This is a genomic window from Klebsiella sp. CD33, assembly GCF_051992865.1.
Classification (GTDB): Bacteria; Pseudomonadota; Gammaproteobacteria; order Enterobacterales; family Enterobacteriaceae; genus Klebsiella; species Klebsiella pneumoniae.
Window position 1 is genome coordinate 4,647,777 of record NZ_CP197023.1, and the last position, 13,029, is coordinate 4,660,805.

General features: G+C 58.8%; 12 protein-coding genes. 6 read left to right on the forward strand and 6 right to left on the reverse strand.

The annotated features are described in order from the left end of the window. Window positions 1-32: 32 nt before the first annotated feature. Together treB and treC are read left to right on the forward strand one after the other, a co-directional pair. A complete protein-coding gene (gene treB / locus ACR809_RS22745) occupies window positions 33-1,451 on the forward strand; it encodes a PTS trehalose transporter subunit IIBC (protein WP_004186710.1) in 1,419 nt (472 codons plus the stop codon). Window positions 1,452-1,502: 51 nt separating this feature from the next. Then, a complete protein-coding gene (treC, locus tag ACR809_RS22750; RefSeq protein WP_004186708.1) occupies window positions 1,503-3,158 on the forward strand; it encodes an alpha,alpha-phosphotrehalase in 1,656 nt (551 codons plus the stop codon). Between the two features lie 55 nt (window positions 3,159-3,213). Here treC and celB read toward each other — a convergent pair whose 3' ends face one another. The 3 genes from celB to ACR809_RS22765 form a co-directional block, all read right to left on the reverse strand. Next, the gene (gene celB, locus ACR809_RS22755; RefSeq protein WP_004146783.1) at window positions 3,214-4,566 is read right to left on the reverse strand and encodes a PTS cellobiose transporter subunit IIC; all 1,353 of its coding nucleotides are present in this window, start codon (window positions 4,564-4,566) and stop codon (window positions 3,214-3,216) included. A 26-nt stretch (window positions 4,567-4,592) separates the two neighbouring features. Next, complete coding sequence (locus tag ACR809_RS22760; RefSeq protein WP_004192387.1) at window positions 4,593-5,900, reverse strand: 6-phospho-beta-glucosidase; 1,308 nt, start codon at window positions 5,898-5,900, stop codon at window positions 4,593-4,595. A gap of 90 nt (window positions 5,901-5,990) precedes the next feature. Beyond that, window positions 5,991-6,299: a PTS sugar transporter subunit IIB gene (locus ACR809_RS22765; RefSeq protein WP_040172617.1), complete on the reverse strand. Its 309-nt coding sequence runs from the start codon at window positions 6,297-6,299 to the stop codon at window positions 5,991-5,993. Window positions 6,300-6,383: 84 nt separating this feature from the next. Between ACR809_RS22765 and ACR809_RS22770 the strand changes: the two genes are divergently transcribed. The 4 genes from ACR809_RS22770 to nrdG all read left to right on the forward strand — a co-directional run bounded on the left by ACR809_RS22770 (window position 6,384) and on the right by nrdG (window position 10,511). Then, window positions 6,384-6,557, forward strand: a complete 174-nt coding sequence (locus tag ACR809_RS22770; RefSeq protein WP_040248667.1) for a hypothetical protein — start codon at window positions 6,384-6,386, stop codon at window positions 6,555-6,557. Window positions 6,558-6,559: 2 nt separating this feature from the next. Beyond that, a complete protein-coding gene (locus tag ACR809_RS22775; RefSeq protein ID WP_002886905.1) occupies window positions 6,560-7,303 on the forward strand; it encodes a MurR/RpiR family transcriptional regulator in 744 nt (247 codons plus the stop codon). A 356-nt stretch (window positions 7,304-7,659) separates the two neighbouring features. Further along, the gene (gene nrdD, locus ACR809_RS22780; protein WP_004186701.1) at window positions 7,660-9,798 is read left to right on the forward strand and encodes an anaerobic ribonucleoside-triphosphate reductase; all 2,139 of its coding nucleotides are present in this window, start codon (window positions 7,660-7,662) and stop codon (window positions 9,796-9,798) included. Between the two features lie 248 nt (window positions 9,799-10,046). After that, entirely contained in the window at window positions 10,047-10,511 is a 465-nt protein-coding gene (gene nrdG / locus ACR809_RS22785) for an anaerobic ribonucleoside-triphosphate reductase-activating protein (RefSeq protein ID WP_004178375.1), read from the forward strand. Window positions 10,512-10,514: 3 nt separating this feature from the next. Here nrdG and ACR809_RS22790 read toward each other — a convergent pair whose 3' ends face one another. From ACR809_RS22790 to ACR809_RS22800, 3 genes are all read right to left on the reverse strand, one after another. Beyond that, a complete protein-coding gene (locus ACR809_RS22790) occupies window positions 10,515-10,799 on the reverse strand; it encodes a type II toxin-antitoxin system RelE family toxin (RefSeq protein WP_122051597.1) in 285 nt (94 codons plus the stop codon). Then, window positions 10,789-11,031, reverse strand: a complete 243-nt coding sequence (locus ACR809_RS22795; protein ID WP_002886901.1) for a type II toxin-antitoxin system RelB/DinJ family antitoxin — start codon at window positions 11,029-11,031, stop codon at window positions 10,789-10,791. The genes ACR809_RS22790 and ACR809_RS22795 overlap by 11 nt, the downstream gene beginning before the upstream one ends. A 77-nt stretch (window positions 11,032-11,108) precedes the next feature. Continuing rightward, entirely contained in the window at window positions 11,109-13,019 is a 1,911-nt protein-coding gene (locus tag ACR809_RS22800) for a BglG family transcription antiterminator (protein ID WP_032412857.1), read from the reverse strand. Window positions 13,020-13,029 lie beyond the last annotated feature (10 nt).

Genomic DNA, 13,029 nt, shown 5'->3' on the forward strand with positions numbered 1-13,029 from the left:
GCATCTCTCCCCTCTGTTTTTGAGGCTTCATCATGAGCAAAGTAAACCAGCAGGACATCGATAAACTGATCGAACTGGTGGGCGGGCGCGGTAACATCGCCACCGTCAGCCACTGTATTACCCGTTTGCGCTTTGTGCTGAACGACCCGGCCATCGCCAGACCAAAAGAGATTGAGCAGCTGCGCATGGTGAAGGGATGCTTCACTAACGCCGGCCAGTTCCAGGTGGTCATCGGCACCGAGGTGGGCGATTACTACAAGGCCCTGCTGGCGACCACCGGCCAGACCTCCGCCGATAAAGAGCAGGTCAAGCAGGCCGCGCGGCAAAATATGAAGTGGCATGAACAGTTAATCTCGCACTTCGCCGAGATCTTCTTTCCCCTGCTGCCGGCCCTGATCAGCGGCGGTCTGATCCTCGGTTTCCGCAACGTTATCGGCGACCTGCCCATGAGCAATGGCCAGACGCTGGCCCAGATGCACCCGTCGCTGAAAACCATCTATGACTTCCTGTGGCTGATTGGCGAGGCGATCTTCTTCTATCTGCCGGTGGGGATCTGCTGGTCAGCGGTGAAGAAGATGGGCGGCACGCCGATCCTCGGGATCGTCCTTGGCGTCACCCTCGTCTCCCCGCAGCTGATGAACGCCTATCTCCTCGGCCAGCAGGTGCCGGAGGTGTGGAACTTCGGCCTGTTTACCATTGCCAAAGTCGGCTACCAGGCGCAGGTGATCCCGGCCCTGCTGGCTGGCCTGGCCTTAGGCTTTATCGAGACGCGCCTCAAGCGCATTGTGCCTGACTACCTCTACCTGGTGATTGTCCCGGTCTGCTCGCTGATCCTCGCGGTGTTCCTCGCGCACGCCATTATCGGTCCGTTCGGCCGCCTGATCGGCGACGGCGTGGCCTTCGCGGTACGCCATCTGTTAACCGGCAGCTTCGCGCCGATCGGCGCCGCGCTGTTCGGCTTCCTCTACGCGCCGCTGGTGATTACCGGTGTCCACCAGACCACCCTCGCTATCGATATGCAGATGATCCAGAGCATGGGCGGTACCCCGGTGTGGCCGCTGATTGCGCTGTCGAATATTGCCCAGGCGTCGGCGGTGGTCGGCATCATCATCGCCAGCCGCAAGCAGAATGAACGTGAAATCTCGGTACCGGCGGCGATCTCCGCCTATCTCGGGGTCACCGAGCCAGCGATGTACGGTATCAACCTGAAATACCGCTTCCCGATGCTGTGCGCAATGATTGGCTCTGGCCTCGCCGGCCTGCTGTGCGGCCTGAACGGCGTGCTGGCGAACGGCATCGGCGTCGGCGGCCTGCCGGGGATCCTCTCCATCCAGCCTACCTACTGGCAGGTGTACGCCATGGCGATGGCTATCGCGGTGGTGGTGCCGATTATCCTCACCAGCGTGGTGTATCAGCGCAAGTACCGTCAGGGCACCTTGCAGATTGTCTAACTTCTTCTTTCGGGGCGCCTTTGGCGCCCCTCGTTGCAGCAGGAAAGTACTATGAATCATCTCCCCCACTGGTGGCAAAACGGCGTTATTTATCAAATCTATCCGAAGAGTTTTCAGGATACCACCGGCAGCGGTACCGGCGACCTGCGCGGCGTCACCTCCCGCCTCGACTATCTGCAAAAGCTTGGGGTCGACGCCATCTGGCTGACGCCGTTCTACGTCTCACCGCAGGTAGATAACGGCTACGACGTGGCGAACTACACCGCCATCGATCCCTCCTACGGCACGATGGCCGACTTTGACGCCCTGGTGGCGGAGGCGAAGGCCCGCGGCATCCGTATCGTGCTGGATATGGTGCTGAACCACACGTCGACCGAACATGAATGGTTCCGTCAGTCGCTGAATAAGGAGAGTCCCTACCGCCAGTTCTATATCTGGCGCGATGGCGAACCGGACGCCCTGCCGAACAACTGGCGCTCTAAATTTGGCGGTAACGCCTGGCAGTGGCACGCCGACAGCGGGCAGTATTATCTGCACCTGTTCGCCATTGAGCAGGCGGATCTCAACTGGGAGAATCCGGCGGTGCGCGCCGAGCTGAAAAAGGTCTGCGAATTCTGGGCTGACCGCGGCGTCGATGGTCTGCGCCTCGACGTGGTCAACCTGATCTCAAAAGACCAGACCTTTCCCTGCGATCTGGACGGGGATGGCCGCCGCTTCTATACCGACGGCCCGCGGGTGCATGAGTTCCTGCAGGAGATGAGCCGCGATGTCTTCACCCCGCGTAACCTGATGACCGTCGGCGAGATGTCCTCCACCTCGCTGGAGCACTGCCAGCAGTACGCCGCGCTGGACGGCCGCGAGCTGTCGATGACCTTTAACTTCCACCATTTAAAAGTCGATTATCCCGGCGGAGAGAAATGGACCCTAGCCCGCCCGGACTATGTGGCGCTGAAGGCGCTGTTCCGCCACTGGCAGCAGGGAATGCACAATCGGGCGTGGAACGCGCTGTTCTGGTGTAACCACGATCAGCCGCGCATCGTGTCGCGCTTTGGCGACGAAGGCGAGTACCGGGTGACGGCGGCGAAGATGCTGGCGATGGTGCTGCACGGCATGCAGGGCACGCCCTATATCTACCAGGGCGAAGAGATCGGCATGACCAATCCGCACTTCAGCAGCATCAGCGATTACCGTGACGTCGAAAGCCACAATATGTTTATCGAACGTGCGGCGCAGGGGCAAAGCCCGGACGAACTGCTGGCGATCCTCGCCAGCAAGTCGCGCGACAACAGCCGCACGCCGATGCCGTGGCACGCCGGCGAGAACGGTGGCTTCAGCGACGGTGAGCCGTGGATCGGCCTTGGCGATAATTACCAGGAGATCAACGTCGAGGCGGCGCTGGCGGACCCCGATTCGGTGTTTTATACCTATCAGCAGCTGATTACGCTGCGTAAAACCCTGCCGCTACTGACCTGGGGTGATTACGAGGATCTGCTGCCGGAGCATCCGTCGCTGTGGTGCTATCGTCGTCAGTGGCAGGGGCAAACGCTGGTAGTCGCCGCTAACCTGAGCCGCGAGCTGCAGGCCTGGCAGCCCGCTGAGGCCCCGGGCGAGTGGAAGATGATCATCAGCAACTATGCCGAGACCACCCCGCGCCCGACCGGGCTGACGCTGCGGCCGTTCGAAGCGATATGGTGGCTGCAGGGATAACGCTTTTCCCCGGTGGCGCAACGCTCACCGGGGCTACGATTCGTCAGGCTGGAAGTTATGCGCGGTCGGCATCAGCAATCGCAGCGCTCGCTTGTGGTTGCGCCGAGGCGTGCTCTTCTTTTGCCTTTAGCCGATCCCAGGCGCGGAAGAACGGATAGTAGACCACCAGCGAAATCGCTAAATTCACCACCTGCAGCACCGTGCCGGAGATATGGCCGCCGGTCGCCAGATAGCCGCTGATGAAGATCGGCGTGGTGAACGGCAGCGCGATTCCGGCGGGCGGCGCCACCAGCCCGGTCGCCATGGCGGTATAGGACACGATCACCAGCAGCACCGGCGTTAAAATAAACGGCAGGAAAAAGTACGGGTTCATCACCAGCGGGATGCCAAACACCATCGGCTCGCTGATGTTAAACAATGCCCCGGGCGCGGCAATTTTCCCCAGCTGCTTCATCTGCTGGCTACGGCTACGCAGCAACATAAAAATCACCAGCCCCAGCAGCGCGCCGGTACCCCCGGGGGCAATCCACAGATCGTAAAACTGCTGAGTAATGATATGCGGGATCGGCTGACCGTTCTGGAAGGCCGTCAGGTTCTCGGACATATTCGACAGCCATACCGGCTGGATAAACACCAGTACGATCGCGTCGCCGTGCAGGCCCAGGGTCCACAAAATACCAATCAAAATGACTGAAATAATCATGCCCGGCAGCGTACCGCCGACGTGGTGCATCGGAATACCAATCAGGGTGGCGATCATACTGTTGATGTCGCCGAACGGCGAGGCCTCGACCGCCAGGCGCAGCGCCAGCACCACCGCCAGCACGCAGAAGCCGGGGATCAGGGCGAGGAATGATTTCGCCACTGCCGGCGGCACGCCGTCCGGCATGCGGATAACGAGATTGCGGCTGGCGACCAAACGATAAATCTCCGTCGACAGCAGCGAAATGACAATGGCGACAAACAGCCCCTGGCTGCCGACCATGCTCACCGGGATCACCCCTTTAATCACCTCCGCCGCGCCGTGTACCGGCGTAAACAGCGTGTTCTGCGGGATCGTCATCATGAAGGCCACCAGCGACATCGCTCCAGCGCTCAGCGGATCGAGAGTGCGATACTTCTCCGCCAGCCGGTAGGCGATGCCGAAGCTGGAAATCAGCGCCATGATGTCGTAGGTCGCTTTCACCGGGTACAACATTTTATCGCGCCAGACCTCGCCAAACAGGCTGCTCATCATATCGGCATAGCCGGGGATCGGCAGGTAGGCGAAAATCAGGAAGAATGAGCCAATCAACATAAACGGCATATTGAGAATGATGCCGTCGCGCACCGACAGGACGTGCTTTTGCCCGGCGATTCTCAGCGCCGCCGGCATGACGTAACGTTCAATCCAGCTTGTATTCGACATGGTGTGCTCCCGAGGGGAAATAGCGGTCAGTTAAATTGCGTCAGCCATTGACGGTTGATGGTTAATACTTCATCCAGCAGCGCCTGGGCATCGGTGACGTTACCGACCAGCGGGTTGGTCACCAGCGCCAGCAGTGCGCTTTCGCGACAGCCGTGTACCGCGGCTTCAATCGTCAACCGCTCGAAGGCTTTTACCTGCTGGGTCAGGCCGTTCATCGCCGGCGGCAGCGGGCCGAACGCCAGCGGCCGCGCCCCTTGCGCATCAATAATGCTGTTGGTTTCCACCACCGCATCATCATCCAGACCATGAATCGCGCCGTTGTTGCGGGTATTCACCACCATCTCCGCGCCCAGGTTGTTGTAGATCGCGTTGATAAGCTCGACGGCCACCTCCGAGTAGTAGGCGCCGCCGCGAAAGCTCAGTTGCTCCGGTTTTTCTTCCAGCTGCGGGTCGGCGTACAGCGCAAACAGCTCCTGCTCGACTTTCATCACCTGCTCGGCGCGGGTGCCCTTGGTTTTCGCCGCGGCGATCTCTTCCGCCAGCATCGCCGGCGTCAACCAAAAATAGCGATGATAGGGGCACGGAATCGCCTTCAGCGCGCGCAGGAATTCCGCTGGCCACGGCAGCTCTTTAATGTTGTTCATCGACAGCGCCTTACCGTCGCACAGCATGTCGATCACCTTGCCGGTGACATCCTCGCGCCCCTGTAGCACCTTATGCACCCAGACCATATGGTTGAGCCCGGCAAAGCGCAGTTTTACTTCGGACTCCTGGGCGCCCAGCATCCCGACGATCATGTGCTGCATGTTGATCGGCACATTGCACAGGCCGATGATCTTCGCCTTGCTGTAGCGGCTGACCGCCTCGGTGACGATCCCCGCCGGATTAGTAAAGTTGAGAATGAACGCTTCCGGCGCCAGCTGTTCCACTTTGCGCGCCACCTCAAGGATCACCGGGATCGTCCGCAGCGCCTTGGCAAAACCGCCGACGCCGGTGGTCTCCTGGCCCAGCAGGTGGTACTTGAGACCCAGCCGCTCATCGGCGGCGCGCGCCGCCAGCTGTCCGACACGCAGTTGGGTCAGCACAAAGCTGGCGCCGCGGATGGCCTCATCGAGCGTAAAGTGGACGCTGACCGCCACCTGCTCCAGCCCTTTATGTTTCAGCATCCGCCGGGTCAGCGCGGCGATGATCTCCACCTTTTCCCGGCCGGATTCGACATCTACCAGCGCCAGCTCTGTAACCGGAAGCTGCTCGTAACGAACGATAATCCCTTCAATAAGCTCCGGCGTGTAGCTGCTGCCGCCGCCGATAACGGCAATTTTCAGTGCTTGCATAGTGTCCTCTTTTCGGATTTTCGGCATACAGAGCGCCGCGCGCGATCGTCAGGACCGCACGTGATGATGATGAAAAACGGGATGAGAAAATTAGTGTTCGAGCAGGGCTAGCGCTTTATCCAACACCGCAGCGCCGCGCATCATGCCGTAGTCAGCCATATCGATCACCGCCACCGCCTTGCCCTGCGGCGCGGCCAGCGCGGTTAGCCGTCCGGCTTCATATTTAACCTGCGGCCCGAGCAGGATGACGTCGGCGTTTGGCAATTCGCGTTCAAATTCCGCCACCGCCACCGCATAGATTTCCAGCGCCAGCGCACGCTGCTGGGCTTCTGCTTTCATTTTGTTCACCAGCATGCTGGTCGACATGCCTGCGGCACAACAGAGTACGATTCGTTGCATTGCGCTTCCCCTTTACGTGTTATCGCTTCAGCCCTCAGGGCCTGGACGACTATATTGTTAATATTGTGTGATAGTGAAGGCTATATGAAAATAATTTTCACCGATGTGATCGAGGCTCAATTTTTGCGCATTTTTATCGCCAGGGTGTCACCCTTTACTGCTCTGACCATAGGAAATATCCGGCGTGGGTGCTATAAAGAGAGACAGTCGATAATTGAAAAATATTTTCAAATGCGGGTTTTGCCAAAGGGAACATGAGGATGGATATCGTAGGTCAGCTGCAGGAAGGAATGCGCCGCTTTAGTGCCCAGGAGTCGCGCGTCGCCACCTTTATTCTACAAAATCTTAGCTTTACCGCCAGCGCCTCTATTGACGAGCTGGCAGCCAGCGCGGGGGTCAGCCCTGCCACCATTACCCGCTTCGCCCGCTCGGTGGGCTGCGATGATATTCGTGATCTGCGTAAACAGCTGGCGCAGGCCAGCGAACGGCGCGCCAGCTGGCTTACGCCGGACAGCGCCGCCCTGCCCGTCGCCTGGCGCGACAAACTTAGCAGCCTTGGCGTTACCCTAACTCGTCAGCTCGGCCATACCGCAGAAGCGGCGGTGGAAAAGTGTAAATCGCGCCTGCTGAGCGCCCGTGCGGTACACTGCTTCGCCCTTGGCGCCCAGGACGTGACGCTGGCCGCGCTGCTCCAGCATCAGCTACTGCCCTCCGGCATCGCGATTAATCTCTGCCAGGATGCGGCGCTGATGCGGCTGACCGCCAGCACCCTCAATGACGATCATCTGCTGCTGGTGCTGGCCACTGCCGAGGCCAACCCTGTGTTGCAAAGCGCCACTTTGCAGGCGCGTACGCAGGGAGTGACCATTATTGCTCTGACGCCGGAACAGCACGCCCTTGGCGATATGGCCAGCGCCATCCTGCCGCTGCCCGCTGACCCGCAGCAGGCTCGCTATGCCCTGCTACTGCTGGTCGATCTGCTTAACGATACGTTGATTGCCTGAATATTTGCCCGTTTCATGCGTGAACGGGCTCGATTTTTGCTTATATTTTAAGCGCCTAAATTTACATTTATCGCCAGCGCCCATCATCCGTACTCTCACCTTTTTACCTTGTTCTGGGTCAATAAAATCGCAAACATCTTTGATGCAAATCACTACATATAGAACTTAAAATGCGCCTCGGCCCAACATGTTGTATTAATCGTCTATTATGTCACCATATCTTGTCGATGTCTGGCGGTGATGAGATGTGGATAAAACGGGCCGGATCCGAAGGTAAACAGCACGAGCCGTAGCGTGCAGCGCCTTCGGGATAACCTCCGCCTCTGTGGATAACCTGTTCTATATATGGAGTGATCATGACACCGCATGTGATGAAACGTGATGGCTGTAAAGTGCCGTTCAACTCAGAGCGCATTCAGGAAGCAATTCTGCGTGCAGCTAAAGCAGCGGGAGTCGATGACGCAGACTATTGCGCCACCGTCGCAGAAGTCGTTAGCCAACAAATGCAGGGCCGCGCCCAGGTCGACATCAACGAGATCCAGACCGCGGTGGAAAACCAGCTGATGTCCGGCCCCTATAAGCAGCTGGCGCGCGCCTACATTGAGTATCGCCATGACCGCGATAGCCAGCGTGAGAAGCGCGGCCGCCTCAATCAGGAGATCCGCGGCCTCGTCGAGCAGACCAACTCCGCGCTGCTCAACGAAAACGCCAACAAGGACAGTAAAGTCATCCCGACCCAGCGCGACCTGCTGGCCGGGATCGTCGCCAAGCACTACGCCCGGCAGCACCTGCTGCCCCACGATGTGGTGATGGCCCACGAGCGCGGCATGATCCACTATCATGACCTCGATTACTCGCCCTTCTTCCCGATGTTCAACTGCATGCTGATCGACCTGAAAGGCATGCTGACCCAGGGCTTTAAGATGGGCAACGCGGAGATCGAGCCGCCGAAGTCTATCTCTACCGCCACCGCGGTGACGGCGCAGATCATCGCCCAGGTCGCCAGCCATATTTACGGCGGCACCACCATCAACCGCATCGATGAAGTGCTGGCGCCGTTCGTCAGCGAAAGCTTCAAAAAGCATCGCAAAATCGCCGAAGAGTGGCAGATCCCGGATGCCGAAGGCTATGCCCGCGCCCGTACCGAAAAAGAGTGCTACGACGCCTTCCAGTCGCTGGAGTATGAGGTTAACACACTGCATACCGCCAACGGCCAGACGCCGTTCGTCACCTTCGGATTCGGCCTTGGCACCAGCTGGGAATCGCGGCTGATCCAGCAGTCGATTCTGCGCAACCGCATTGCCGGCCTCGGTAAAAATCGCAAAACCGCGGTGTTCCCGAAACTGGTGTTCGCGATCCGCGACGGCCTGAACCATAAGTTCGGTGACCCGAACTACGACATCAAACAGCTGGCGCTGGAGTGCGCCAGCAAGCGCATGTACCCGGATATCCTCAACTACGATCAGGTGGTGAAAGTCACCGGGTCGTTTAAAACGCCGATGGGCTGCCGCAGCTTCCTCGGGGTATGGGAAAACGAGAACGGCGAGCAGGTGCATGATGGACGCAATAACCTCGGCGTGATCAGTCTCAACCTGCCGCGCATCGCCCTGGAAGCGAAAGGCGATGAAGCCGCCTTCTGGGCGCTGCTGGACGAGCGCCTGCAGCTGGCGCGTAAAGCGCTGATGACCCGTATCGCCCGCCTGGAAGGAGTGAAGGCTCGCGTGGCGCCGATCCTGTATATGGAAGGCGCCTGCGGCGTGCGGCTGAAAGCCGACGACGACGTCTCCGAGATCTTCAAAAACGGCCGCGCGTCCATTTCTCTGGGCTATATCGGTATCCATGAAACCATCAATGCGCTGTACGGCAACCAGCATATGTACGACAGCGAGGCGCTGCGTGAGAAAGGCGTAGCCATCGTCCAGCGCCTGCGCGACGCCGTCGATTTGTGGAAGGAAGAAACCGGCTACGGCTTTAGCCTGTACAGCACGCCGAGCGAAAACCTGTGCGATCGCTTCTGCCGTCTCGACACCGCCGAGTTTGGCGTGGTGGAAGGGGTAACCGACAAAGGTTACTACACCAACAGCTTCCACCTCGACGTGGAGAAGAAGGTCAACCCGTACGATAAGATCGATTTCGAAGCGCCGTACCCGCCGCTGGCCAATGGGGGGTTCATTTGCTACGGCGAGTACCCGAATATCCAGCATAACCTCAAGGCGCTGGAAGACGTGTGGGATTACAGCTATCAGCACGTGCCGTACTACGGGACCAATACGCCGATCGATGAGTGCTACGAGTGCGGTTTTACCGGCGAGTTCGAGTGCACCAGCAAGGGCTTTACCTGCCCGAAATGCGGTAACCACGACGCCGCCCGCGTTTCCGTTACCCGCCGGGTGTGCGGTTATCTCGGCAGCCCGGACGCGCGGCCGTTCAACGCCGGCAAGCAGGAAGAAGTGAAGCGCCGCGTGAAGCACCTGGGCAATGGGCAGATTGGTTAAAGACCAATGCGCTTTTCCCGGATAGCGGCGCGCAGCGCCTTATCCGGGCTACTGTTTTGCACCGTCCGGTAGCCCGGGTAAGGCGGAACGCCGCAACCCGGGAAATGGCCGCATTCCTCCGTTTTCGCAAAGCAATTAGCGTCAGAGCAAGGCGGCAAACGAAGGAATCCCCAGGAGCGTACATTCAGTACGTGACTGGGGTGAGTGAGCGCAGCCAACGCCGCTCTGGCGTTAATTGAGAAGTGAAAATGAATTATCACCAGTACTACCCCGTCGACATCGTCAACGGCCCCGGCACCCGCTGCACCCTGTTTGTCTCCGGCTGCGTCCACGAGTGCCCCGGCTGCTACAACAAAAGCACCTGGCGGGTGAACTCCGGTATGCCGTTTACCGCTGAGATGGCCGACCGTATCATCGCCGACCTCAACGACACCCGCATCAAACGCCAGGGGCTTTCGCTCTCCGGCGGCGATCCGCTGCATCCGCAGAACGTCGCGGATATTTTAAAGCTGGTTCAGCGCGTGCGCGCCGAATGCCCCGGCAAAGATATCTGGGTCTGGACCGGCTATAAACTTGATGAGCTGAATGAGGCGCAAATGCAGGTGGTGAACCTGATTAACGTGCTGGTTGACGGTAAGTTTGTGCAGGATTTGAAAGATCCGGCGCTTATCTGGCGCGGCAGCAGCAACCAGGTCGTACATCATTTGCGATAGCGTTTAGAGCCGTTTATTCGCCTGATGATAAACGGCCGCTTTCTCTCTTTTGCCAATGGCAATAACGTAAACCACCACCACACTATCTCGTACTTGATACAACAACCGATAACCTGACGCCTTAAGCTTGATTTTGTAGCAATCCGGTAAATCGCTCAGCCTGGTCGACTCAATTCGCAGATTCTGCACAATCTGCTGGAGCTTATTTTTGAACTGTTTTTTGACCGTCTCGCCAGGCTTCTGCCATTCGCGCCAGGCTCGTGGATCAAACTCCAGTTCATAGGTCATCCAGACTCACCTTAACCCCTGGCCGTGGGTTTTCCAGCCGTTCGCGAACGGTGCGTAATAACGCCGCTTCGCCATCACTGATGGTCATACTTTTCACCGGCATGCGGCCATTTTCCGCAATGTATTGAAACAGCAGGCGTACCGCCTCCGTTGGTGTCATATCGAGTTTCTCCAGCACGGCATAAGCCTCTTTTTTGAGTTTATCGTCCAGTCGAACATTGAGCGTGGCCATTATGCCTCCGGAAAGGGGAATTTTGTAATGCAGTATAGCATTACATTTGAATTACACTCGAATCTGGAAAACGCCTCTCAAAACCGGCTGACGCACTCCATCGCCACCGTTTTAAACTCATCAAAGCTGCGGGTCGCGGCGAGGCGACTCATGGCGCGCTCGCGCAGGAAAGTCACGAAAATATCGTAGATCGCCATCGCCTCTTCATACTCGCGCTTGCTGATAGCGAGCAGGAAGATGAGATGGGCGGTTTCGTCGCCCCAGGCGATGCCCTGCGGGGCGATAACGGTATAAACCACCGTCTTTTTCGCCAGCAGCCCCAGGGAGTGCGGCAGCGCAATGCCATCCCCCAGCATGGTGCTGACGATCGCTTCACGTTCCACCACCGAAGCATGAAACTCCGCATCGACAAAGCCTTCCTCCAGCAGCTGCTGGCACAGCTCGGCGAACAGCGTTTGCTGATCCATCGGCTTATCGACCACCCGGAAGTGGGTGGCATCGAAGTACTTATTCAGCATCCACGGACGGGTACGGTCCACCAGCACCAGCTTGCCGATTTGATCCAGCTGATAGTCGGTGGGGAACGGCGCGATGGTCACCACCGGCTTGTCTTTTTCGCCAATCCGCACCGTTGAGATAACGAAATCCGCCTCGATCGCGTCCCGCTGTTCGTACTCGCGCTGGGAGATGGTAGCGGCGATCTCCAGCTGCGGATATTTACGCTGAAGGATCGCCTCGATCATCCGTACCATCGCATTGCTGGTATCGCACACCAGCAGCACCTGCGGCTGACGCTGGTAGCCGATGTTGTAGTGGCGCTCCAGCCCGACGCCGATATGCAGCACCAGAAAGCCGATTTCGTTTTCGCTGATGGTGTACGGAGTATATTTCCCCCAGCTGGAGACCGCGGCCAGGGTCATATCCCAGGCCATCGGGTAGTGCTGTTTGATGTTATCCAGCAGCGGATTGGGGATCATGATCTGGTAGCGCACCCGGGTGATCATGGTTTTAATGTGGGTCAGCAGATCGGCATGCAGCTGGGCGTCGTCCAGCAGGTTGTAATTATACTGGCTGTTAATGTAGCGCAGGATGTAATTGACCAGCGCTTCATCATCGTCGGCGCTGATAGTTTCCGGATCGACATCCTGCACCTGACGGGCCGCGATATGCACGCATAGCCACTCTTCTTCGGCGGGCGATAAAGGTTTCCCGGCCAGCCGCTGCAGCTCGCCCGTCAGCTCGCGCGCGGCGTCGCGGACGTTCTGCGCCACATCTTCAGCGCTGAAATCGGCCAGCGGGTAGCCTTCGCTGACGCGGCGCACCACCACCGCGCCATACAGGCAGACAAAGCGCTCGCCGGCGTCGGTGAGGCGAATATGATGCCGCGTGAGCGTCTCCTGCAGCACCGGCTCCAGCAGCGCTGGCACCTCCGCCGCAAAGGCCTCGGCGCCGATCGGCGGCGCGATATCGCCTTGCTGGGTCAGCTCCCACAGCAGGTCGGTCAGGCAGGCGCGAATTGACACCTCGCTGCCGAACAGCTTCATACCGTGGCGCGGGCGGGTTTCAAGAGTCAGCTGATAGCGCTGGAAGCGCTCGCGCACCTCAACCATGTCATTTTGCAGCGTGGCGCGGCTGACGAACCACTCATCCGCCAGATCTTCCAGCTTGATAGAGAACGCCGAGGTCAGGAAACGCACCAGCAGAAACGTGATGCGATCCTGGGCGGTACGCGGCACGTGCTGCGCCTTCGGCGCGGTCTCCTCCAGCGCCTGGAAACTCGTCGGATTATCTATCTTCAGCTGATAACCGCTGCCGCGGTTAAGGATAAACTGCGCGCCGTATTGCGCCAGCAGCGTATTCAGGGCGGTAATATCGGCGCGCACGGTACGGGTGGAAACCGACAGGCGTTGCGCCAGCTCATCCTGCGGCAGCGTTTCATTTCGCAGCAGGGTGAAGAGTTGCGCTAAGCGTTGGTTGGGAAATCGCATGTCAGTTCCT

Bases quoted from the DNA above. Each gene is read 5' to 3' on its own strand.
- treB (WP_004186710.1), top strand. From the start codon at position 33: ATGAGCAAAGTAAACCAGCAGGACATCGATAAACTGATCGAACTGGTG.
- treC (WP_004186708.1), top strand. From the start codon at position 1,503: ATGAATCATCTCCCCCACTGGTGGCAAAACGGCGTTATTTATCAAATC.
- celB (WP_004146783.1), bottom strand. From the start codon at position 4,566: ATGTCGAATACAAGCTGGATTGAACGTTACGTCATGCCGGCGGCGCTG.
- ACR809_RS22760 (WP_004192387.1), bottom strand. From the start codon at position 5,900: ATGCAAGCACTGAAAATTGCCGTTATCGGCGGCGGCAGCAGCTACACG.
- ACR809_RS22765 (WP_040172617.1), bottom strand. From the start codon at position 6,299: ATGCAACGAATCGTACTCTGTTGTGCCGCAGGCATGTCGACCAGCATG.
- ACR809_RS22770 (WP_040248667.1), top strand. From the start codon at position 6,384: ATGAAAATAATTTTCACCGATGTGATCGAGGCTCAATTTTTGCGCATT.
- ACR809_RS22775 (WP_002886905.1), top strand. From the start codon at position 6,560: ATGGATATCGTAGGTCAGCTGCAGGAAGGAATGCGCCGCTTTAGTGCC.
- nrdD (WP_004186701.1), top strand. From the start codon at position 7,660: ATGACACCGCATGTGATGAAACGTGATGGCTGTAAAGTGCCGTTCAAC.
- nrdG (WP_004178375.1), top strand. From the start codon at position 10,047: ATGAATTATCACCAGTACTACCCCGTCGACATCGTCAACGGCCCCGGC.
- ACR809_RS22790 (WP_122051597.1), bottom strand. From the start codon at position 10,799: ATGACCTATGAACTGGAGTTTGATCCACGAGCCTGGCGCGAATGGCAG.
- ACR809_RS22795 (WP_002886901.1), bottom strand. From the start codon at position 11,031: ATGGCCACGCTCAATGTTCGACTGGACGATAAACTCAAAAAAGAGGCT.
- ACR809_RS22800 (WP_032412857.1), bottom strand. From the start codon at position 13,019: ATGCGATTTCCCAACCAACGCTTAGCGCAACTCTTCACCCTGCTGCGA.